This window comes from Celeribacter indicus (genome assembly GCF_000819565.1).
GTDB classification, from domain to species: domain Bacteria; phylum Pseudomonadota; class Alphaproteobacteria; order Rhodobacterales; family Rhodobacteraceae; genus Celeribacter; species Celeribacter indicus.
The window spans coordinates 4,113,136-4,134,990 of sequence record NZ_CP004393.1 but is presented as its reverse complement, the minus strand read 5'-3'; the positions used below and the strand labels follow the sequence as shown (position 1 = coordinate 4,134,990).

The window sequence follows — 21,855 nt, the reverse complement described above, 5'->3', positions numbered from 1 at the left end:
AATTCAGCTCAGAGTACGCGGCGGGAGTCGTCCCAGCCGAGTTTGTCATACCACTGGGTCCGCCATTCCTTGTCGCGGTCCAACTCACGTCGCGCCCACTTGGCGACGATCTCGAAATGCGTTTGCGGGACGACCAGCACGCCGTCGCCGTTGGCGACGATCAAGTCGCCGGGATTGACCAGCGTGCCATCGAGGTTGACCGGCACCTGCGTCGCGGCCAGTTCCGAATAGCCCTGTACCATCGTCTGCGCGCGGTGGGCGCTGAAGATCGGGATCCGGTGGCGGATGCATTCGTCGATGTCGCGCACCCCGCCGGTGGTGACGATGCCGCGCGCGCCCATCGCGTGCCACTCGAGCGAATTGGCCGAGCCGATCTCGCCGCTGCCAGTGCCGGCAGACTCGAAGACGATGAACTCGCCCGGCTTGACGTTCGGGGTGATTTCGCTGCGATCCTGGTAGCGATCTAGATAGTATTGCAGTGACCAGTCGCTGTATTCCTCGGGCGTCATCGTGGGGATGCGCACCTGCGTCGGGCGGCAAAGGACGGTGCGTGCGATGCCCATCGCTTCGGCGCCCTGGAATACCGGGCCGATGGCGCGGTTGACGCTGCCCACGTTGTGGAGACCGGCCCAGTCCATCCCGTCACGGATGTCGGCCAGGCGCAGGCCCTCGAAGAGGGCGAGCACGTCCTCGTTTGTCATTGTGTAAGCTCCTTGCTCAGGTTGGGGAGGATGGCCGCTTGATCTGACTGAGCACGGCGCGCCGGTTGAAATCGGCGCCGATCTGGAAATGCTCGGCCAGCAGCCTGTCCGCAGCGGCGGGGTCGCGCCGCACGATCGCATCGAGAAGCGATGCGTGATGATCGATGAGGTAGCTCCGGATGCCCGTAACCTGGAGAATGCGCTGCCGCCGCACGAAGTGCAGGTCGGTCAGGAAACGCGACAGTGCGCCGTAGATCGTCGACAGAGCAGGTGAGCGTGCAGCGGTGACGATGGCCGTGTGAAAGGCAAAATCGGCATCGGCTCCCTGTTGTGCGTCCTCTATGGTGTCGTGGATGCGGTCGAGGATGCGGGACATGTTGTCGTAATCCGACTGGGTGGCCCGCGCGCAGGCCAGCCGGATGGCGTGGTGCTCTATGGCGATGCGGGCCTCCAGGATGTCATCGAACTGTTCTCCGTGCTGCACCAGGACGAACGAGAAGAAGTCGCTCAGCGATGAGGCGTCGGGCGTGGTGACATAGGTGCCAGCCCCGTGCCGGACCTCCACCGCGCCGATCATTGCCAGAGCGCGCAGGGCTTCGCGCAGCACCGGACGGCTGACGTTCAGGAGCGCAGAGAGATCGCGCTCGGGCAGCAGCTTGTCTCCGGTCTTGATTTTGCCCGTCAGCAGTTGGTCGCGCAGGAAGGCAAGCACGCGGGTGTAGTCCCCGCGGGCAGTCTCTTTGTGGTTGATGATGTTAAGGTCGCTATCGGCAGGCACCGCACGCTCTCCAAATTGGTAATACCAATGGAAAATAACTTTTTTATACTGGCAAACATAAGATCAAATATTAGCGGGGAAGTTAGCGGTGAGGGCAGCTTCTGATTATAATGCAGGCTAGTTTTTGGAGTTTTGCCTAGAAGAGAGTCGCAATAGGGAGCTCATTCGAGCCGAATCCATGAGTGCAAGCGGTGGGCGAGGCTGTCGAACGCCATCGTCCCGACGGGATGGGAAGGCGCAGCAAAGCTTCGACCCGCAAGGCAGGAGACCTGCCGGAATGTTCGCCCTGTCCGGATGCAAGGCGCACCAGAGACATCGGAATTCTTGAAACGGGCCGTGACCGCCGCGCTGGAAACCCTCTGGAACAGGGCATTTCAGAAGGCTTGGAAAACGCATCGCCTGCACAGGGAGGTGGCTGTTGATCTTGATGATCAGCAGATCCTTGGGTCTTGTCTCCGGCAAAACGCCATCCTATGGTCATCTCGTTCTCAGGGCGAGGTGCAAGTCCTCACCGGCGGTAAACGGACCTGGTCCGAAGCCCGCGAGCGCCTTCCATGGAAGGGACCAGCAGATCAGGTGCAACTCCTGAGCCGACGGTTATAGTCCGGATGAAAGAGACTACGTTCAGTCCGCATTTCGCGAGCGGATGGCGTAAGTGACGCCTTGGGTGACGTGTTGTTATCAAAGGAGATCACAATGACACACACCCGCTATGCTTTTATCAAAGCAAACTGGCATTCCGAAATTGTCGACCGCGCACTGGATGGCTTCTGTGAAGTCATCCCTGCCGATCAAGTGGATGTCTTCGATGTTCCGGGCGCCTTCGAGATGCCACTACTTGCGCGCGATGTCGCCCGCAGCGGGCGTTATGCCGCTGTTGCTGCGGCGGCCTTCGTGGTGGACGGCGGCATCTATCGTCACGAATTTGTTGCTCAGGCGGTGGTTAACGGTTTGATGCAGGCCGGGCTTGAAACCGATGTTCCCGTGCTTTCGGTTTCCCTGACGCCGCATGTTTACCAGGAAACCGACCATCATCAGGCGATTTACCGAGAGCATTTCGTACAGAAGGGGCGGGAGGCAGCGGAAGCAGCACTTGCTGTGGCGAAATTGAGACTGACCGTCGCGGCATAACCGGGGGGAGGAATACCTGTTTGCGAGGCACGCCCCGGTTCGAATGCAAGGGTGCCCGGTCATCCGGATCAGCCGCAATCCGACGGCATTCTGTACCTCCCTCGGGAAGCTACGAACACGCTTCGGCTGTTGAATATGGAAATCCGCGCTGATTTGAACAGCGCAAACCAGCGGGGCGTAGAAGCGTCCTCCATTGCAGGAACCAACCAAATGTTCACGAGCGTTTGTTTCGATAACACCCACTGGAGACAGAAAGAAGATCCCCATGAAGATATTCCTGATCGGAGCCACCGGCGGCGTCGGCCACCGTCTTCTTCCCATGCTCGTGGAGGCAGGCCACGAGGTCGTGGGCCTGCATCGCAAGCCCGAGCAGGCTGAAGCGATCGCGCAGGCGGGAGGAACGCCGGTTCCGGGCGACATAATCGACATGACGGTCGCCGACCTGATCGAGGCCGCGCGCGGCTGCGAGGTGATCGTGTTTTCGGCCGGGGCGGCGGGCAGCGGGCTGGACCGGACCACTGCCATCGACGGTGACGGGCCGGGCAAGGCCGCCGAAGCCGCCCGCGACCTGGGCATCTCGCGTTTCTATCTCGTCTCGGCGTTTCCGGAGGCCGGGCGCCAGCGCGAACGAAATCCGCGTTTCGAGCATTACATGGCCGAGAAGAAGCGCGCCGATGTCGCTCTGGCCCGGTCGGAACTCGACTGGATCATCATTCGGCCCGGCACACTTGTTCACGAGGATGGAGACGGGCGCGTGACGCTCGGCCCGGCCATCCCCTACGGCGCCGTCGCGCGGGGCAATGTTGCCCGCGTCATCGCCGCGCTGATCGAACGGCCTGCAATCCGGCGCGAGATCCTCGAACTGACCGATGGCGACATGTCGGTCGATCAGGCGGTCGCCCGGCTGATGCGCGTCTGACCCCGCAAGCCGCAGGGGGCGAAGCGGTTGTCTCGCCCCCTGACTTGGGTCCCCGCGCGCACGCTCGTCCCTTACGCGACGAGATGCTCCTCAAAGAACGACTGGAGCTTGTCGAAGGGGATGATGTTGACCTGATCGTAGAGGTCGACATGATCGGCACCCTCGATGATCATCAATTCCTTGGGTTCGGCTGCCGCCGCGACGGCGTCTTCGCTGAAATAGCGCGAATGCGCCTCCGAGCCGGCGATCACCAGCATAGGCCGCGGCGAGATTTCGTCGATATAGGTCAGCAGTGGCATGTTCATGAAGGACAGCGGGTTGGTCACCGTCCAGCCGTCGTTGGAGTTGACCGATCGGGGATGATAGCCGCGTTCGGAATCCTTGTAATAGGCGTGATACATGCGGATGACCGGATCGTCGATGCCGTCGAGGCTGTCCGGCAGGCCGCCAGCAAGGGCCGGCTCGCTGCTTGCCGCATCTTCCCAGCGCTGACGGCTCATCTGTTCGAGGCCCGCCGCGCGCTGCTCGTCGGTCAGGCTGTCGTAATAGCCCTTCGCCATCACGCGCGACATGTCATACATGCTGGTGGTGGCGACCGCCTTGACCCGCTTGTCGGCCGCCACGGCGTTCAGCGCCATGCCGCCGAAGCCGCAGATGCCAATGATGCCGATCCGCTCGCGGTCCACGCCCTCATGCAGGCCGAGGAAATCGACCGCGGCCATGAAATCCTCGGTGTTGATGTCCGGCGATGCAACCGAGCGCGGCTGTCCGCCGCTTTCCCCGACATAGGACGGATCGAAGGCGAGCGTAACGAAGCCGCGCTCCGCCATGGTCTGGGCATAGAGGCCCGCGGCCTGTTCCTTGACCGCGCCGAACGGACCGGCCACGGCCAACGCGGGCATGGCGTCGGATGGCCGCTCGGCGGGGGTATAGAGATCACCAACCAGGGTGATGCCGTAGCGATTGGTGAACTCGACCTTGCTGTGCTCCACCGCGTCGCTTTGCGGAAAGGTCTTGTCCCAATCGGAGGACTGAGCGCGCAGCGGTCTGCCGAAGGCAGAGGCTGCGCCAAATGCGGCGGCGGTGATGCCGACCGTCTTCAGAAGATTGCGGCGGCTTGGATCGACTGCCGCGTTTGCGGGGATTGGCTGTGTGGTGTCGGCCATTTCGATACCTCGTCTTGAATGCGAATGAGGTAAAGATGGGAGCGCAAGACCATGCGGATTAGAGGGTCAGTTCGGCACGTAGTCATGAAGAGATTTCATGAAATTCCGCGTGCGAAGGGAATAGCGGTGGTTATGCCTGTGCTTCACCGGACGCCAGGTTGGCCAGCCAGTGCCGAAATTTGCCTATTGTCGAATGCCTTTCCGGCTCTTGCGCCGAAAGTACGTAATAGGCGCTTCCATCCGAATGGAAACCTTTGGGCGCGACAAGCAGCCCGGCGCGAATATCGTCCTGAACGAGATGCCGCGGCCCGATTGCGACGCCCAGCCCCGCCACGGCAGCTTGCAGGCTGAAATAGAAATGCTCGAAATCGCGTCCGGGGTTAGCCGCACAGGTTTCGCCACTGATTTCGCCCCATGTCGTCCACGCCGATGGCCGCGTGGCATTCTGGGGATGAGCCAGCGCATCATCAGTGTCGGTTCGCACGAGACGGTGACGGGCGCGTGCGCCTGTGCGGCCTTGATGCGCCGCGCTTCCTCCTCGATCTCGCCGAGGCCCCGCGCCACCACCTGCGCCAGCCTGCGTCCGGCATCGGTCAGAAAAACCGCACGGTTGCGGCGCTCGAAAAGCGGCGTACCAAGGTCATCCTCAAGCAGCCTCACCGCGCGGCTGACCGCGCCAAGCGTCAGGTTCAAGCGATCCGCTGCCTTGCTGAAGCTCTCAAGCTCGGCAGCAACCCGAAAACAAGCGAGCGCGGGGAGCGATGTGAATTGCTGTCTCATGTGTGATTTTTCCTCACGCATCATGTGAGAAGTCATCCGTCGGCGCTCATCCCGCGTCCTAGCCCACTTCACGCTTCGGATGGATCCATCAGCGACAGCTGATCCAGGAACGCCACGGCGAAGTTACCCGTGCCGATGGCCGATTTTGCCCGGTTGGCGGCCTCGGCATACACCGCATGGGCGGCAACGACCGCCATTATCGGATCCTCGGCATTGGCCAGCATACCCGCCATCAGCGCGCCCAGCGAACAGCCCGCGCCGGTAACCTGCGTCAGCCGCACATCGCCGCCGCCGACCGCATAGGTCGTCGTCCCGTCGGTGATGTAATCCACCGCCCCGCTGACCGCCGCGATGGTGCCGATCTCTCCGGCGACCTTGGCCAGGAAGGGCACCGCCTGATCCGAAGTCATGGTCGTTTCCACGCCTTGCCCGCCGCCGTCACCGCCCGCCAGCGCGATCAACTCGGAGGCATTGCCGCGGATGGCCGTCGGCTTGAACTCCAGCAGACTGCGCACGACGGCGTCGTATTCCACCGCGCCCGCGCCGACGGCGACCGGATCCAGAACCCAGGGCACGCCGCCTTCATGGGCGGATTTTGCCGCCAGCCGGATCTCGTCAGGCCCGCAGCTCATCAGGCTCGCAGCGTTGATCCAGACCGCATGTGCGTGGCCGCCGAAGGCGCTCGGCCAGTCCATCGCCGTGCCGATCGCAGGGCCAGCGCCCACGGCCAGCAAGACGTTCGCGGAGAGGTTGGCGGCGATGTAGTTGGTCAGGCCGTAGCAGAATGGCTTCATCTGCTTCAGCCGCGCCAACTCGTTACGGATTTCCGGGTCGGTCCAGGACAGTTCTTTCATGGAAGGCTCCTGTTGGGGGATGCGCTCTGATTGCGCGTTCCGGGTCTTGGAATGTCACGGGGGCAGGCAGGGTCATCGTGACCCCCAGCTTGACCTGCATGTGCGGGTCGATCAGACGCGCAACCTGCATCATGGTGCGGGTCGGGCGCACGGGGTCGAAGGCGATGCTACGGGCGCGGAGCGGCGGATCCCGGTCTGCCGCGTCGGTCAGGTAGATACGGCTGCGGACAACGGCGCCCGGCGAGGCTCCAGTCTGCGTCAGGATGCCCTCGCCGTTCTCGACGGTGCGGGCGAACTGTACCACGGCATGGACATAGCTCATCAGCTCTTTGTAGTCGCTTCTGGTGGCAATGGTCCGGCGGATCATGCGGAAGCTCCGGTGAGGACGCGCGGGGCGGCCAAGGCGACAAGCCCCTGTCCATCCAGCGCCATGAAATCGGTGATCGTGTGGACGGGCCCCGGACCAAAGACATGTGCCCCGGTCTCCAGCGCGACAAAGGCCAAGCCCAGGCGCTCGGCGGTCACCTGGTCCCATTTGCCGTCGCCCAGGATCACGACGCGCTCGGGGGTCTCGTTGCCCATGGCCTGTGCCATGGCATCCTCGACCATCGCCTCGCGGGTCAGGTGTTCTCCGCCCGTCGCCAGCGCCAGCCCTTCGACATCCAGCCCCAGCAGCGACAGCTTGACCGCCGCCATGCGCCGCAGGGATCCGGTGGCAAAGGCCACCGCCACGCCCTCCATCGCGGCCAGGTCCGCCAGCAGTGCTCGCGCGCCGGCGATCTCGCCGATCGCGCGGAGTGCGAGATGGTCGCGCAGGGCGGCCTCGTACAAGCGATCGTAGCGGGCGAGTTCCTCGGCGGTGATGCCACGTCCGCGCATATGGCGGTAAAGCTCATCCAGCACGCCAAAGTCGGTATAATGCCGGTAGGCCCCCCAAGGCTGGAAGGTCACGTCCAGCCCGTCCCCGGCCAGCACCCGCGTCGCGAGGTCGTGATGCAGCCCGGCCGTATCCAGCAGCGTGCCGTCGACGTCGAAAACCACCAGGACCGTCATGCTCGCGCCTCCGGCCACTGAATGTCGAAGCCCCTCAGGGACTCCAGCCGCGATACGACACCCAGAACGCCGGTGTCGTCAAACCGTTTTCCGGCGATCTGGACCGACACCGGCACGCCCCCATCCTCGGGCTGATGCACCGGCACCGTCGCGGCCGGCCAGCCGATCTGGTTGAACCAGCAGGCAAAGGCCTGATGGCTGGCCGCCCCCAGAGCCGGGTCCGGACAGGTCAGCTCCGCCGGGAAGGACCGGACCGGCAGAGCGGGCGACAGGACGTAATCGAAAGGGTCGAGCTGTTCGGCAATCCGGATCGCGGCCGCATTGATCCGCCGGATCATACCTGCCGCCCGGATCGCCGACTGGCCCAGCAGCCTGTCGTACATGGTCCCGATCGCCGGATGAATCCGTCCCCGCGCCTCGGCATCCAACCCGAAGTAATCGGGCGCGCCAACGTAGAGCATGTTCCAGTGGATCGCCATGTAATCGTCGGGCTCTGCCGCCAGGTCCTCGATCTCGACCAGTTCTGCGCCGAGGTTCGCGAGGACGGCCGCCGCCATCTCCACCGCCACGCTGCTCGGGTCATCCGGAGCATCGCCCCAGTCGGCCCGCCGCCACAGCGCGATCCGTTTCCCGTCCAGCCGCTCGGGCGCCTCTTCAGGGACAAACCTCCCTTCTAGCGACACGAAATCCCTGTGCGAAAACCGTCCCAGCGCTGCCAGCGTCCGCGACACGTCCTCGACGCAGCGCGCCATCGGCCCCGCGCTGCGATAGGATCCCGGCGGGTCATAGGCGATCCGCCCCTGCGTCGGCTTGATCGAGGCAAGCCCGCTCAGCGCCGCGGGCAACCGCACGGACCCCACCATGTCGGTCCCCAGCGCCACCGCCGCTCCACCCAGCACCACGCTCGGTCCCGCGCCCGAGGATGACCCACCGGGGCTGGTCCCGTGGTCCCAGGCGTTGCGGATCACCCCGTGCTGCGAACTGAGCCCGGACATGATCATCGCGAAATCCGGCATGCTGGTCTTGCAGGTCGGGATCATCCCCGCCTCCCGCGCCCGCACCACCGGCAGCGAATCCGCCCCAGACACTGTCCCCGGATGGCACGCCGTCCCGTGCCAGCGCGGCAGTCCCCCGATATGGAAACTGTCCTTGAAACTGATCGGCACTCCGTCGAGCGGCCCCAGCGGCGTGCCCATTTTCCAACGATCCGCGCTTGCGCGGGCGGCTTGCATCGTCAGCCCGGCGTCAAAGCTCGACACCCCGTTCAGCGCGTCGAGCGGCCCCGAGACCACCGCCAGCGCCGCCTCGGCCACATCGAGGGGCGTCACCTCGCCCCGGCGATAAAGCGCGGTCAGCTCCGAACTGCTCATCATGGTCGGATCCGTCATGCAGTTGCCTTTCCGCGCGCCACGGGGCGGGACGGGTCCAACGTCCAGCCGCTCATGGATGCCTCGTAGACCCGGAATTCCGAATGCCCGGTCGCGACCAGCGCAAGCGCCAGCCCCGACGCATTGATGCCCCCGCCGCAGTAGAGAACCGGCACACTGCCCTCGGGCAGAGCCAGCGCCTTCAGACGCGTCTCGACGCGGTTCAGGTCCAGCCGGCCTTCCTCATCCAGAAGCTCGGAGAACGGCAGGTTCACGCTTCCTGGGATATGCCCCAGCCGCGGATCATCGCTGCCCTCGCCGGTGAATTGCGGTGGCCGCAACCCGCAGACCAGCGGTCGCATCGCATCGCCGCCGCCGGCCACCAGACGCGCGACCTCCTCGGTCGACACGAATTCCTCCCGCAGCGGTCCGGCGCGGAAATCCCCAAGGGCCACCGGCGCGGAGGGGCCGCTTTCCACGGCCCCTCCGGCGGCTGTCCAGGCCTGCAATCCGCCGTTCAGCACCCGCACCCGGTCAAAGCCGACACTACGGAACAGCAGCCAGATCCGCGCGGCATAGGCTCCGCCCAACCGGTCGTAGACCACCACCACGCTGTCCCGGTTCACGCCCAATTCGCGGGCACTGCGCTCCAGCACGTCCACGGACGGACGGGTGAAGGACAGCGGCGCATCCGCATCCGAAAAGCCTCCGAACAGGTCCGCCAGCCGCGCCCCCGGCAGGTGTTTCCCGGCAAAGACATCGGCGCCCGAGCCAAAGCCCGTCACCCCGCCTGGCCGGTCGATCCTCGCCACCGAGGCATCCAGCAGCACCACGCGGTCAAGGTTTCCGGCCAGCCAGTCAGGATCGACCAGCAGAGAAACGGGCAGATCGGGCGCTTGTGTCATGCCTTGGCCGATGCCGCGCGGTTCTTCCATTCGTCCCTCTTGGGACGCTCCAGACCCAGCGTCTCACGCGCGGTCCGGCCGGTGTATTCGGTCCGATGCAGGCCACGCCGCTGTAGTTCCGGCACGACGAAATCGGCGAATTCCTCGAAAGCACCGGGCAGATGCGTCGCCTGCACCATGAAGCCGTCCGATGCCCCAGCGTCCATCCACCGTTCCATGTTGTCGGCGATCGTCATGGGCGAGCCGATCATGTTGCCCTCGCTGCGCGCCCCGTACCAACGCCCGATCTCGCGCACGGTCAGGTTCTCGCGCTGCGCGAATTCGACGACCTCCTCGTAATGACCCTGCACGCCGACCTCTTCCAGCGTGGGCAGCGGCCCGTCCAGGTCGTATTTCGTCAGGTCGACGTTCACATGATAAGCCAGCCGCGAGAGGCCGGCCAGCGGATGAACGAGCTCTGCGAATGCCTCGTGCTTGGCCATGGCTTCGGCGTCGGTCTGCCCCACCACCACGGTGGCGGCGGTCAGGATCTTCACCTGGTCCGGATCCCGGCCATGGGCTTTCGCCCGCGCCTTGATGTCGGCATGGAAGCTGGCAGCACTTTCCATCGACTCGGCGCTGGAAAAGACCACGTCGGCCCAGCGGGCGGCAAAATCGCGTCCACGCGGCGACGCCCCCGCCTGAATCAGCAGCGGATAGCCCTGCGGTGGACGCGGTACCCCCAGCGGGCCCTGCGTCTTCACATGTGCGCCCACGAAATCGACCGACCGCACCCTGTCCGGATGGCCGAAATGACCGCTGTCCTTGTCCTGGAAGATCACTTCGTCATCCCAGCTGTCCCACAGCTGGGTCGTCGCCTGGAGCACTTCCTCGGCTCGGGCATACCGCTCTTCGCGCGGCGGCAGCTTGTCCTGTCCGAAGTTCTGCGCCTCGGCATCCTGGAACGAGGTCACGATGTTCCAGCCGGCGCGCCCCTCCGTCATGTGATCGAAGGTGCCTAGAGTCCGGGCAAGGTTGTAGGGCTCGTGGTAGCCGGTCGAAATCGTGGCCGCGAGGCCCAGGTGTTCCGTCACCCCGGCCATCACGCCCAACACGGTCATCGGATCGATGCGCGGTGTGCCCGATCCCCATTCCACCGCCGGCCTGAAAGATCCGCCCAGCGAGCGCGGCACCGACAGCGCGTCGGGAATGAAGGCGAGGTCGAACCGGGCGGCTTCGAGGATGCGCGCGGCCTTTTTGTAATAGGCTGCGGTCATGAACCCCGGATCGGCATCCTTGTGACGCCAGCCGGTGGTGCCCATCGGCCCCGCGTTCATAAAGGCTGCAAGGTGCATCTGTCTGGTCATGAACCAATCCTCTCCTGTCGGCAACGTGCAGGCGGGACGGAGCGTCGGGGAGGAAACCGGTCCGTGATGCTATCGGCTCCTGTGCCACTGGCCCGCCCACAGGTCTATGAAAAGACCATGCCGCCGCGATCCCACGCTTTGAAGCACAAAGGTTTCGAGCCCGTAATAGATTTTGGAATAAGGGCTGCTCACTCTTGCGGCGCACGCTCGTCAAGCGCCTGAGCGATGCGCAGGAAATTCCAGACCGCCGGGCTTTTCTCGTCCTTGCGCCAGAACACACCGACCTGCCAGGACAGGGCCGGCCCCTCGATTCCCTGAGCGATGATCTCATGGCTGTCGATAACCCCTGCAAGCGCGGATTCGTGCATCACCGCCACCCCAAATCCTGCCGAGACCATGCGCAGCTGCACCAGGCTCTCATTGACCCAATGGATTACTGCGGGATTGATCTCCTTCCATGCGAACAGCCGCTCGACCGCCCCTTCGAACCCCGGCGCCACGGACGTCTTCAGCCTGATGAACGGCAAATCCCGCACCGCAGGGCTATCTATCGACGTGATCCTGTCCGAGAGCCGCACCGGGAATACGAAAGCCAGCCGGTCACGCGCCACCTGGCGCGAGGCGAGATCCGGCGCGCCGGGCCAGCGCGCGAATGCCACGTCGAGCCGACGATCTCGCACCATCGGTATCTGCGCCTGGGACGAGATGTCGTCAAAGGTCAGTTCGACCTCGGGATAGGCCTCGCGATAGGCAATCAGCGCCCGTGTTACCACCTCGAGCGCCGAAAATGTAAAGCCAATGGCCAGTCGCCCGGTCTCGCCCCTGGCCATGCGCTGGCCCAGGTCCCAAATGCGCTCTGCCTCGCACACCAGCGGGTTTACCTCCGCAAGATATTGGCGACCGAAGTCAGTCAGTTCGGTCCCTTGCCGCGAACGCAGGAAGAGCTGCGTGCCCAGCATGTCCTCGAGCCGGGCGATCTGCTTGGTCAGCGTCGGCTGCGCGATTCCCAGCTGCGCTGCGGCCGCGTTGAAATTTCCCAGCTCTCCGAGCACGGCAAAGGCGCGGAATAGTTCGAGATTTTTCATGACTGACTCCGGCCTGTCCCGTCTTCCCTGGCAGCATGCTAGCAAGCTCGCTCCAGCGGGACCAGACAAGCCCCGTTTCGCGGCGCGGCGACGAAGGGCGTGACCGGAAGCCGCGGCGATGGCGGGTCGAGCCTCGGACACTACACCTGAACTTGCAAAGCGTCGTCGCTGTTCAGTCTGCTGCCAAGGGAGGGGGCTGAGGACAAGCGCGCGGCCGGGCACCCATCGCGGTGGAGCCGGTCCTCCGCGCTCATGTTCACCGGAAAGCAAGATCGGCGGATCGGGGCAGGGGCCGGGTTTCTCGACGCTCCGGGAAACGGTGGAATGCCCATGGACCAGGATCGACCGGTTACACCTTGCCGGACAGCACGTGTTTCACCTCCGCCAGGAAGGCGCCGGACAGTCTCGACAACGGCGCGTCCTTGAAGGTCAGAACGTTGAGCGGAAACCGGTAATCTATGTCCAGAAAGGCCACCCGCGTTCCGGCGGGGATACGGCCAAAGATCGTGAACTGGTCGAGCAGGGTGAGCCCGATCTCCTCCTGCACGAGGGCGCATGCCGTGTTCATCAGGCGGCAGCGGGCCCGATAGTCCGGTGTCAGACCGCGTTCCCGGAACATACCGTCGATCATCCGTTGCTGAAACGCATGGGTCCCGTAGCCGATCATCGGAAATTTCGCCACCTCCTCCAGTGTCACGCTCTCCGCGCCGGACAGCGGGTGGTCTTCCGCCATCAGGCAAACCAGCGGCGCCTCGGCAATTCTCGTTGTCTCGATGCGCGGGTCTTCGAGCTCGTAGATCGTCAGGGCAAAATCGTAGCGGTCGAATTCCAGCATCGGGATCACCTCGTCGACATGCAGGCTGCCCAGTTCGAAACGGATATCGGGATGTGTCTTGCGCATGCTCGAAAGCGCCTGCGGGATGAGGCTCTGCCCCAGTCCCGGCGAGCTTCCGATGCGCAGGGGAATGTCGCTCGTCTCCTGATGCGTCAGCCGGTCCTCGATGCGTTTGAGGCTGCGGTGGATCGACACGAGATCCGGCATGAGAGCCAGCGCATCCGCGGTCGGGACAAAGCCGCCGGGCGTGCGGGCAAAGAGGTCGAATCCGATCTGTGCTTCCGTGTGGCGCAACATCCGGCTTACGGCCGCCGCCGACACGTTCAACAGCTGCGCTGCTCCGCCGATCGACCTGGCCACCATGACCGCCCGTACGACCTCGACCTGCCTGATGGAAATCATTTGCCTCGCCCTGTTAACAAAATGCTAATCATTTCGACCGAGATGTTAATCGACCTTTGCGGGCTGTTCAATTTACTGTCTCCGAAACGCGACGATGCGATGGAGGAGACGCCCGTGACACCATGCGAAACAAGCTCCCGCTACAGTTACGACGTCATTGTCGTCGGCGGAGGCATGGCGGGTTGTGCGGCGGCTCTGGCGGCGGCACGCAGCGGCTCCAATGTGCTTCTCGTCGAACAGAATGCCTTTTTAGGGGGTGCGGCCACCGCAGGTATGGTCGGCCAATTCGTCGGCTGGCAGACCCGCGCCGGTCGCAAGGTCGTGGGCGGAGTGGCGGAGGACATCGTGACGCGGTTGCGTGCCGACGGTGGGTGCGGCGAACTCGGGACATTCGTCATGTCGACCGGGCACGAGATGAACCGGATCGAATACGACGCCCAGATCCTCAAGGTCTCGCTCGAACAGATGCTGATCGAGGCAGGCGTCTCGATATTGTTCAAGTCCTTCGTCATGGCGGCGCGTTGCGACGGCGACCGGATCGGTGCCGTGTCCGTCTGGACGGCGGGTAGGCCGATCGAGGCGAGCGCATCCATTTTCATCGACGCATCGGGCGATATGGCTCTCGTGACGGCCGCGGGCGGGTCCTTCCTCGGGCTGGGGGATGACGAGGCGCTTCAGCCCGGCACGATGATGTTCGAGATGGCACCCGTCGACCTCGCCGAGATGGATGCGATGACACGGTCCGACCGCGACCGGGTGATCGAGGCCGGCCTGCGCTCCGGCGCGCTGCCGCGGGCGGCGCTGCATTATTCGCGCGTTCCGGGTGCTGATGCGGCCTGGTTCAACATCTCGCGTGTGTCCGTCGACCCCGACGATCCCTTCTCGGTCAGCAGGGGCGAGATCGAAGGCAGGCGGCAAGCTGTCGAGATCTCCAGATTTCTCAAACAGAACATGCCCGGATGCTCGAAGGCGCGCCTTTCGGCACTGGCTCCGCAACTGGGGATCCGCGACACGCGCCGGGTTCTGGGCGATCACGTCATCACGCGCGATGAGATCAGCGCCGGGGTGGGCTACGAGGACACGGTGGCTTGTGGCGCCTATCCGATTGACGTCCACAAGCCGACAGGCACAGATCTGACCTTCATTGAGTTCGGTGAGGATCATCACTATTCCATACCCTATCGCGCGCTGGTGCCCGCAGGCTTTCGCAATGTCCTCACCGCGGGCAGGGGCGTGTCGGCAACGCATGAAGCCTTTGCCGCGCTGCGCGTCATGCCCACCGCCATGGCGATGGGACATGCGGCCGGGGCCGGCGCGGCGCTTGCCGCCACCTCCGCACAAGGTGAGGTTCGCGCAGTGTCGATCCCCGAGTTGCAGGCACGGCTTCGCTCGGAGAACGCATTCCTGGGAGTTTGAGAAATGGCCTTTACCGCGCTTCTGATCACCTTCGCCATTTTCATGGCCATGGGCGCGCCCGTCGCGCTTGCCATGGGGTTTGCCTCCATGGTCTACATTCTCCTCGGCGATGTCATGCCCTCGATCTTCATCTTTTCGATGGTCGAAAGCCTCGGCGGAGTGACGCTTCTGGCCATTCCGTTCTTCGTGCTGGCGGGCGAAATCATGAACGTCGGCGGTGTGACGGCACGGATATTCCATTTTGCCGGCCTGCTCGTGGGGCACATCCGCGGAGGGCTCGCCCATGTGAACATCCTCTCCAGCCTCTTTTTCGCCGGCATCTCCGGCTCGGCCGTGGCCGACACCGCCGGACTGGGCCGGATCGAGATCAATGCGATGACGAAAGCCGGCTACTCGCGGGCCTTCAGCGCCGCGGTCACCGCCGCGTCGAGCTGCATCGGTCCGATCATTCCGCCCTCCATCCTCATGGTGCTCTACGGATCCATGTCGGAGGTGTCGATTCCCGCGCTGTTTGTCGGCGGATTGATTCCCGGTCTCCTGCTCGGCGCGTTCATGATGATCTACGTCTATTTCGCGTCGAAGAAGGAGGGCGTCGTTCCCTCCGAGCGCGCGAGCCTCGGGGAAATCTCAAGAAGCTTCATCCGCAACGCCCCTCCGCTCGCGACGCCTGTGGTCATTCTCGCCGGGCTGGTCTTCGGCATCGTCACCCCGACCGAGGCCGGGGTGGTCGCGGTCTTCTATGCGGCGGTCGTCTCCATGGCTTACGGCGACATGAACTGGTCGAACCTCGGCGCGATGCTGGAGGAAGCGCTGATCACCACGACGCAGATCATGTTCATTCTGGGGATGTCCTCGCTCTTCGGATGGCTCGTGACCACCGAACAACTGCCGCAGGCGATGGCGCAGTTCTTCCAGGGCTCCGGCTACGGGCATCTGGCCTTCCTCTTCGCGGTCAACGTCATCCTGCTGCTGCTCGGCACGTTCATGAGCCTGACCTCGATCCTCGTGATCTTCACGCCGACCCTCGTCGGCATGGGAACGGCGCTCGGGGTCGATCCGGTTCACCTCGGGGTGGTCGTCGTCCTCAATCTCACGGTGGGCCTCATCACGCCGCCGCTGGGCTGGTGCCTCTACATCGTGACCGAGATCGCCGAGATCCGGTTCATCGACACGGCGCGTGCGATCCTGCCGTTCCTGATCCCGATCCTGATCGTGCTCCTGCTCATCACCTATATTCCGGGCCTCGTGCTCCTGCCGGGGGAGCTTCTGCTCCCCAGCCGCTGATACCAGATCGTTTTCGAAAGGGAGGAACCAATGAAAACTGCTTTCACATCCACGCTCGCCCTCGTCGCCCTGTCCGTCTCGGCGACCTGTGCCTCGGCGGCCACCTACCGCCTCGCCTGTCCATCGGCCGAGACCTCGACGACCTGCCTTGCGGCGACGCATTTCGCCGACGAGGTCCGGGAAAACTCCGGCGGAGAAATCGACATTCAGGTCTTTCCCGGTGGCCAGCTCGGCTCGGGGGAGAAGGCGATCCAGCAGATGCGCGCAGGTGTGCTCGATCTCGTCGTCGAAAGCCTCTCCAACTACGGGAATTTCGTTGACGATTTCAATGTGGTGTCCTGGGGATTCACCTTCAGGGACAACGCCCATTTCCAGAGCTTCCTTGCCTCCGACGTCGAGAAGGAGATGGAAGCCCAACTGTTCGACGAAGCCGGCATCAAGATGCTGGCAAGCAACTGGTCCAAGTTGCCGCGCGTGGTCGTTTCGACCAGGCCGGTGGAGACGCCGGAAGATCTCGCGGGGCTCAAATTCCGCGTGCCGGGCATCCCGTCCTATATCAAGACCTGGCAGACCCTCGGCGCGAATCCGACCCAGGTTCCGTGGGCGGACAGTTTCCAGGCATTGAAGACGGGGATCACGGATGCGATGGAAGCCCCGTACGACTCGGTGCTGAGCCAGAAATTCCACCTCGCGGCGCCCTATGTGTCCCTGACGGACCACGTCTACGACTCCGTCACCGTGTCGATGAACGGGATGCGCTGGTCGCGGCTGGATGAGGCGCAGCAGCAGGTCATGCTCGAGGCCGCCGCCAATGCCGCCTCCTATTCGGCGGAGCTTGTCGCCGAGGCCGCGAAAACCGTGTCCGATCAGCTCGAGGCGGACGGGGCGACCATCATCGAGGTCGACCGATCCGCATTTGCCGACAAGCTGCGCGCGGCCGCAGAGGAACAGGAAGCCGAGGGGCTTTGGGCCGAAGGGCTCTACGATGCCATTCAGAGCATCGACTGACGATCCAGGCTCCGGGAGAACGCCATGAAATCAATCGACAACCTTCTTCGGACGATCAGCACGGTCTATCTGCGTATATCGCAGGTCGTGTTGCTCGCCCTCGTCCTGGGAATCCTGCTCGAGGTCTTCATGCGCTATTTCCTGGGGCGGGCCTTTGTCGGCTCTGCGGAGCTGACGCAGCTCGCGATCACCTGGGTGGTCTTCCTGATGGCCTTCGTGTTGTTCCGGACGCGCCGGCATATCGTGGTGACCGCGCTTGTCGACATGCTTGGTCCGCGCGTCAATCGGCTGTTCGATGCGATCATCAATCTCGCGACCATCGTCCTGTCGATTTACGTGCTGGTGCAACTCGGAAACGTCTGGGAATTCCTCGGGCTGAAGACGCCCGTCTTCGGAATACCCGACACGGTGTTCAAGATCTCGCCGGTGTTCTGCTTTGTGCCGATGGCGCTCCAGGCGGCCCTCAACCTGGCCGCGCCATGGCTGGAGCCGTCCGATCCGCATGAAACCGAGCACGTCTGAGACGCCGCCCAGGCAGGTCGCCCGATCCTGAAAGGCGCCGGACGCGCGTCCGCCCGCCTGTCCCTTACCGGCCGGCTCGGGATGTGGATGTCGGTGCGGCGGTGCGCATGACCTGGGCGCCACCACCAGCGGCGTCGCGCCCGTCGCGGAGATTCAGCCGTGAGCCGGGCTTTGTCAGTGTCCGTTGCGACAGCAGGGGGGGAAGGGCCTACGCCCTCCGTCGCGTTCTCTTGGTCGCGCTCCTCCCGATCCGCCCCGGATTACCATCCGCCGCCGCCGCCTCCTCCGCCGCCGCCGCCGGAGAAGCCGCCGCCGGAAAAGCCCGAGGACCCGGAGCTTGACGAGGTGGTGCAGGTCGTGACCGCGGAGGTCATGGATTGGCAGGCCGTCGCGATGGAACTGCCGAACGATCCTCCTTCGCCCGTGGTGCCCTGATACCAGACGGGCCTCCAGACATGGGTTGGAGCGCCGGATCGCGTGGCGGCGCGGTCGAGCGCCATCTCGTAGGCCTGCGCCCATTCCCTTTCGACGTCAAGGGCGATGGCATAGGCTAGGAAGTCCTCGAACCGGCGGCGGGCGCTGCGGCGGGACCGCGCCTGGGTGCGCCTGCGGGAGAGGTGGCGGCGAAAGCCTTCGATCTCGGCCTTGAGCCTGCGTCCGTCGGGTGTGGTCAGACCGATCCCTCCGGCGAAGACGCCGAGCATCACCGGCAAGCCGACAAGCGCAACGCCCGCGATCAGCCCGAGCCCGCCTGACATGATACCGAACAGCAGCCACATCAGGCAGGAGATGCCAAAGGCGATGCTCAGCGTCGTCGCGATGAGGCGCAGAGCTTGCGGTCCTCGACCGAACATCGTCGTCACCAGGGGTATGCCCAGCGGAATCAGCGGCATGAAGCTCAGAGGTCGTGCCTGCCCCGCCATCGCCTGCCAGCTCACCGCGAAGGCCAGCAGGTAGCAGGCCACCGCCGCCAGAAGCAGCCAGCCGCCGTTCGACTTGTGGAAATTTTCCCCGTGTTCCCGCTCCATCGCGGTACGGAACGCAGCCAGGAGGGCCTGTACGTCCTTCCGGTTGTCCGGCGAGATGACAAAGGGTTCGTCCTGCCCCTTCAGATGCGTCAGGATCGCCGCCTCGCCGGCAGGCAACCCGGCGCCCGCCGGTTTCCCCGTGCGGGCGATCGACCATGTGGTACCGGACCGGGTGAGGACGAGGTGGCCTTTGACGCCCAGATGTATGGCCGCCGCCACCATGGCGGAATTTCCGAGCATTCCATTTGCGGCGATATAATGCGCCAGCGCGGGCGAGACGCCTCCGGGCGGGGTGCTGCGTTCACGGACAGGGCCGAGCGGTGCGTCCCGCCCCTTGCGCCGCCAGATCCACCACAAGCCGGCCGCCATTGCGATCATGCCGAACAGCGCGGTCATCTCCGCCGGGCGGTCCCGCAGGGGGAATAGGAGCCGCTCCATAAATCCGGGTCGGGCCACGATGCCGCTGGGAAAGGCGACGGCGGCGGTCAGCCCCTCGTAACGGTCCAGCGGTGTGGTTGCCATGACATAGACGCTGCGGCCGCCGTCCTCCAACTGCTCCCACGCCTCCCGCGCGTCGGAACCGTAGGGGCCGGTATACGCCGCGACATCCGTCGCCTGCGCGCCCTTGGGCAGGCGGATATGAGCCGCGGCCATGTCGACGTGGAAGTCCCACGCATTGCCGGTGATGTTCCAGTAAAGTTCGTCATGGTCGCCAAGGAAGCGGATCTGTCGGGCCACGCGGTAGTGCAGCCGGAAGCGGCGTTCTCCACGCGGCACAAGCCTGTCCTCATCCCCCAGGTAGATGCGGATCATACCGTCCCGGCGCAGGACGCGTGTCTCGACCGGTTGTCCGTCCAGCGATGCCGAAACGAGCTTGAACCCGCCCCACCGGATGCCATCCCCGCTCAGCGGGAGGTCGCGAAAGATGCCGTGCCGGATGCGCGCGCCCTCGGCCTGCACGTCCAGCGTCTCGACGACGGACAGCGCCCCCGAGGGCTCCACCGTGATTTCGCTGACGAAGTTTCGGATGCGCTCATAGGCATGGGCCTGAGAGACGGAGAGGGCGGTGAGGAGAAGGATGAAGAAGATACGGAAAAAGCGCGTCATCCCCGTGTACTATGCGGCGGAGGGCGAGGTCGCAACCTGTCGGACCCACAACAAAATGGTCATTACGGGCGTGATTTGACCATTCCGGCACAGGATTAATGACCACCGGCTGCGCTGTGACTGGTGTTTTTTATATCGGTGTTTTTTATATCAATGGCTTACTTGCGCGGCAGCTTCCGGGGCTGAATAGCCCCGTGTATCGTGGACGCCTTCTTTGCTAATTTTGAGGCAAGGAGGCCATGATGAGCAGCAGGCGGTCGTGGGGCGAGAGGCAGAGCGCGCAAGCCTTTCCCCAATCTTGCGCCATATCTGGAGGTCGGTATTTCCTTCGTCTTTTCCGGTCCGCACAGCCGTCGGAAACGCATGTGCCGACGCGCAAACCGGTCAGGCCCTGCCGGAGGGAAGGGGGTCTTCCGGCAGGGCCTTGTTCCATCCGTGTCAGGCTGCGAGGGCCGCGACCAGCGCGTTGCGCAGATCGAGATAGAACACAGGGTCGGTCGGATAGTGCGACAGCGACATCGTCCGCTCCGGATCGATGAGATCGAGAACCGCCTCGCGGCCCTTGCGCTCCTCGAGGGCCTGCATCAGGCGCAGATCCTCGAGTGCTTCGCCGAACACCATCCCACGCGTGGAATGCCAGACGGTGTAATCGGGACCGGGGTAGACGATGAACGGGTCGCCCGCGGGAAAGGCGCCGCCCGCGTCCGGCTCGAGAAAGGGATCGAGCGCGCGTTTGGACAGGTAGGTGTTGTAGAAGTTGAAGCCCCAGTGAAGGAAGCCTGCCGCTTTGGTCACGAAAAGCTGGCTGCCGAAGACCCGGTTGCGGCTCGGCGGCATCGCGAAGAATCGGTTCGCTACGTCGCGGTTCTGGCCTACGCAGTAATAGAGCCACATGTTGTCCACGCCCGCCTCGATGAAGGGCGCGGCATGGTTCGTGGCGACAACGGGGGTATCGACGATGCCTTCCTCGAAAAGAGAGAAGGCACTCATTGCGTCGACGATCGTGCAGCCGTCGAGCAGGTCGGCCACCACGTTCTTGGCGGCGCGATAGGTCGGCGCCATCGCGGCGGTGGGCTCGTCGGAGATGTGGAAGATCACGCGATCGAGACCCCATTCGGCGTCGAGTACCTCGCGCAGCGCGGGCACGAGCTGTTCGAGCAGCTTGCGGTAGGAGGGGTCGGTTGCGGGCACGTCCCAGCCGAATTCGCGCGTCGTCGCGCCGTTGCGCGTGACGTAGATCGGCGGAGTCGCCTCGGCGCCCCACTGGGTAAAGAAGTGCGCGATTTCAATTTGTTGCAGGCCGGCGTCGTGCATGATCCCCAGCCAGCGACGCAGCAGGGAAAAGTCAAAGTCATAGTGGCCCTGCGCATCCGCCGCGATGCCGAGAAGCTGGCAGGTCAGTCGCTGCGCGCCGACGGCCGTGTCGAGGACCGGCGTCCAGACCGGCGCCAGAAGCGAGGTGATCCCGATCTCGGCCGCGGCCTTGGCGTAGGCCTCGACCGAGGTCCAGAAAGCTCCGGAGAAGGGCTCGATCCCGTAGTACTGGGCGATGCAGTCGCAGTGCATCCATTGCGTGACGGGGATCGACAGCGGCGCGAGGTCGAGGGCGTGGATGTCGAGCGATACCGTGTGGCTGCCGAGGTCCTGACCGGTGCTGGTCGCAAGGGCGATCTCGACCGATTGCCGCCCGAGAGGGGCATCCGCGGTCACGATGAAATCGATCCAGACTGCCTGCCACTGGCCGACAAAGACCTTGGTCGCGCCGCCGTCGCCCAGCGGGCGCAGCGGATCGGGCCAGAGGCCGGCATCGTCGCGCAGGTAGTTGTCGTCATGGTTCTCGAACGCGAGAAAACGGGCCGGCACCAGATCGACGGACGATACTTTCGCAGTGATGCCCGCGCCGGTACGAGGGGTCGTCACGACGCCTGGCAGGAGCCCCTCGGGCGGATGCGGCACGACGGCACCGGTGGTGACATCCGGCGGCAGGATCGCGACCTGGAGGGACACCCGCCCGCCGCGCCAGGTCGAAAAGGTAAAGGCCTCGGGCAGGGGGCGCGGTTTGGTGTCGGGAAAAATCTTTTCCAAGCTGTCACAAAGATACGTGGTCCAGTCGCGCGGAATCGAGGGAGAGGTGGGCGTCAATTTTTGCTCCTTGGTCAGATGCGGGC

At 64.3% G+C, this 21,855-nt stretch carries 20 protein-coding genes, 1 pseudogene and 2 riboswitches; of the genes and pseudogenes, 6 read left to right on the top strand and 15 right to left on the bottom strand.

The window, feature by feature from the left end:
* Nucleotides 1–8: 8 nt before the first annotated feature.
* Nucleotides 9–701: an RraA family protein gene (locus P73_RS20280; RefSeq protein ID WP_043870985.1), complete on the bottom strand. Its 693-nt coding sequence runs from the start codon at nucleotides 699–701 to the stop codon at nucleotides 9–11.
* A 16-nt stretch (nucleotides 702–717) separates the two neighbouring features.
* On the bottom strand, nucleotides 718–1,479 hold the full coding sequence (locus tag P73_RS20275; protein WP_202966925.1) for a FadR/GntR family transcriptional regulator: 762 nt from the start codon (nucleotides 1,477–1,479) through the stop codon (nucleotides 718–720).
* A 97-nt stretch (nucleotides 1,480–1,576) separates the two neighbouring features.
* Nucleotides 1,577–1,770, top strand: a riboswitch (cobalamin riboswitch).
* A gap of 189 nt (nucleotides 1,771–1,959) precedes the next feature.
* A riboswitch (FMN riboswitch) is annotated at nucleotides 1,960–2,102 on the top strand.
* Between the two features lie 73 nt (nucleotides 2,103–2,175).
* Between P73_RS20275 and P73_RS20270 the strand changes: the two genes are divergently transcribed.
* A complete protein-coding gene (locus tag P73_RS20270) occupies nucleotides 2,176–2,610 on the top strand; it encodes a 6,7-dimethyl-8-ribityllumazine synthase (RefSeq protein WP_043870984.1) in 435 nt (144 codons plus the stop codon).
* 265 nt (nucleotides 2,611–2,875) lie between these two features.
* Entirely contained in the window at nucleotides 2,876–3,529 is a 654-nt protein-coding gene (locus tag P73_RS20265; protein WP_043870983.1) for an NAD(P)H-binding protein, read from the top strand.
* 71 nt (nucleotides 3,530–3,600) lie between these two features.
* Here P73_RS20265 and P73_RS20260 read toward each other — a convergent pair whose 3' ends face one another.
* From P73_RS20260 to P73_RS20215, 11 genes and pseudogenes are all read right to left on the bottom strand, one after another.
* Nucleotides 3,601–4,695 (bottom strand): alpha/beta hydrolase, encoded by a 1,095-nt coding sequence (locus tag P73_RS20260; protein WP_052453461.1) that lies wholly within the window; start codon nucleotides 4,693–4,695, stop codon nucleotides 3,601–3,603.
* A gap of 130 nt (nucleotides 4,696–4,825) precedes the next feature.
* A complete protein-coding gene (locus tag P73_RS26800) occupies nucleotides 4,826–5,179 on the bottom strand; it encodes a LysR substrate-binding domain-containing protein (RefSeq protein ID WP_217621816.1) in 354 nt (117 codons plus the stop codon).
* 155 nt (nucleotides 5,180–5,334) lie between these two features.
* Nucleotides 5,335–5,475, bottom strand: a pseudogene (locus tag P73_RS26795) (LysR family transcriptional regulator); the annotation flags it as partial.
* Nucleotides 5,476–5,543: 68 nt separating this feature from the next.
* Nucleotides 5,544–6,329 carry a hydroxyethylthiazole kinase gene (gene thiM, locus P73_RS20250; RefSeq protein ID WP_043870982.1) on the bottom strand — a complete coding sequence of 262 codons (786 nt, stop codon included), beginning with the start codon at nucleotides 6,327–6,329 and terminating at the stop codon, nucleotides 5,544–5,546.
* The gene (locus P73_RS24605; RefSeq protein WP_052453459.1) at nucleotides 6,292–6,696 is read right to left on the bottom strand and encodes a Rid family hydrolase; all 405 of its coding nucleotides are present in this window, start codon (nucleotides 6,694–6,696) and stop codon (nucleotides 6,292–6,294) included. Before P73_RS24605 ends, thiM begins: the two co-directional genes overlap by 38 nt.
* Complete coding sequence (locus tag P73_RS20240; RefSeq protein ID WP_043870981.1) at nucleotides 6,693–7,382, bottom strand: HAD family hydrolase; 690 nt, start codon at nucleotides 7,380–7,382, stop codon at nucleotides 6,693–6,695. Before P73_RS20240 ends, P73_RS24605 begins: the two co-directional genes overlap by 4 nt.
* Nucleotides 7,379–8,770: an amidase family protein gene (locus P73_RS20235; RefSeq protein WP_043870980.1), complete on the bottom strand. Its 1,392-nt coding sequence runs from the start codon at nucleotides 8,768–8,770 to the stop codon at nucleotides 7,379–7,381. Before P73_RS20235 ends, P73_RS20240 begins: the two co-directional genes overlap by 4 nt.
* Nucleotides 8,767–9,684 (bottom strand): sulfurtransferase, encoded by a 918-nt coding sequence (locus P73_RS20230; protein ID WP_082033315.1) that lies wholly within the window; start codon nucleotides 9,682–9,684, stop codon nucleotides 8,767–8,769. Before P73_RS20230 ends, P73_RS20235 begins: the two co-directional genes overlap by 4 nt.
* On the bottom strand, nucleotides 9,651–11,000 hold the full coding sequence (locus tag P73_RS20225) for an LLM class flavin-dependent oxidoreductase (RefSeq protein WP_043870979.1): 1,350 nt from the start codon (nucleotides 10,998–11,000) through the stop codon (nucleotides 9,651–9,653). Before P73_RS20225 ends, P73_RS20230 begins: the two co-directional genes overlap by 34 nt.
* Before the next feature lie 188 nt (nucleotides 11,001–11,188).
* The gene (locus P73_RS20220) at nucleotides 11,189–12,085 is read right to left on the bottom strand and encodes a LysR family transcriptional regulator (RefSeq protein ID WP_043870978.1); all 897 of its coding nucleotides are present in this window, start codon (nucleotides 12,083–12,085) and stop codon (nucleotides 11,189–11,191) included.
* Nucleotides 12,086–12,434: 349 nt separating this feature from the next.
* Nucleotides 12,435–13,322 (bottom strand): LysR family transcriptional regulator, encoded by an 888-nt coding sequence (locus P73_RS20215; RefSeq protein WP_043870977.1) that lies wholly within the window; start codon nucleotides 13,320–13,322, stop codon nucleotides 12,435–12,437.
* Between the two features lie 114 nt (nucleotides 13,323–13,436).
* Between P73_RS20215 and P73_RS20210 the strand changes: the two genes are divergently transcribed.
* The 4 genes from P73_RS20210 to P73_RS20195 are packed head-to-tail and all read left to right on the top strand — an operon-like array spanning nucleotide 13,437 to nucleotide 17,552.
* A complete protein-coding gene (locus P73_RS20210; protein ID WP_202966923.1) occupies nucleotides 13,437–14,738 on the top strand; it encodes an FAD-dependent oxidoreductase in 1,302 nt (433 codons plus the stop codon).
* Between the two features lie 3 nt (nucleotides 14,739–14,741).
* On the top strand, nucleotides 14,742–16,022 hold the full coding sequence (locus P73_RS20205) for a TRAP transporter large permease (protein WP_043870976.1): 1,281 nt from the start codon (nucleotides 14,742–14,744) through the stop codon (nucleotides 16,020–16,022).
* Between the two features lie 30 nt (nucleotides 16,023–16,052).
* Nucleotides 16,053–17,030 (top strand): TRAP transporter substrate-binding protein, encoded by a 978-nt coding sequence (locus P73_RS20200; RefSeq protein ID WP_052453458.1) that lies wholly within the window; start codon nucleotides 16,053–16,055, stop codon nucleotides 17,028–17,030.
* A 24-nt stretch (nucleotides 17,031–17,054) separates the two neighbouring features.
* Nucleotides 17,055–17,552, top strand: a complete 498-nt coding sequence (locus P73_RS20195) for a TRAP transporter small permease (protein ID WP_043870975.1) — start codon at nucleotides 17,055–17,057, stop codon at nucleotides 17,550–17,552.
* Nucleotides 17,553–17,812: 260 nt separating this feature from the next.
* Here P73_RS20195 and P73_RS20190 read toward each other — a convergent pair whose 3' ends face one another.
* The gene (locus P73_RS20190; protein WP_043870974.1) at nucleotides 17,813–19,687 is read right to left on the bottom strand and encodes a DUF2207 domain-containing protein; all 1,875 of its coding nucleotides are present in this window, start codon (nucleotides 19,685–19,687) and stop codon (nucleotides 17,813–17,815) included.
* 438 nt (nucleotides 19,688–20,125) lie between these two features.
* Nucleotides 20,126–21,829: a DUF4091 domain-containing protein gene (locus tag P73_RS20185; RefSeq protein ID WP_082033314.1), complete on the bottom strand. Its 1,704-nt coding sequence runs from the start codon at nucleotides 21,827–21,829 to the stop codon at nucleotides 20,126–20,128.
* Nucleotides 21,830–21,855 lie beyond the last annotated feature (26 nt).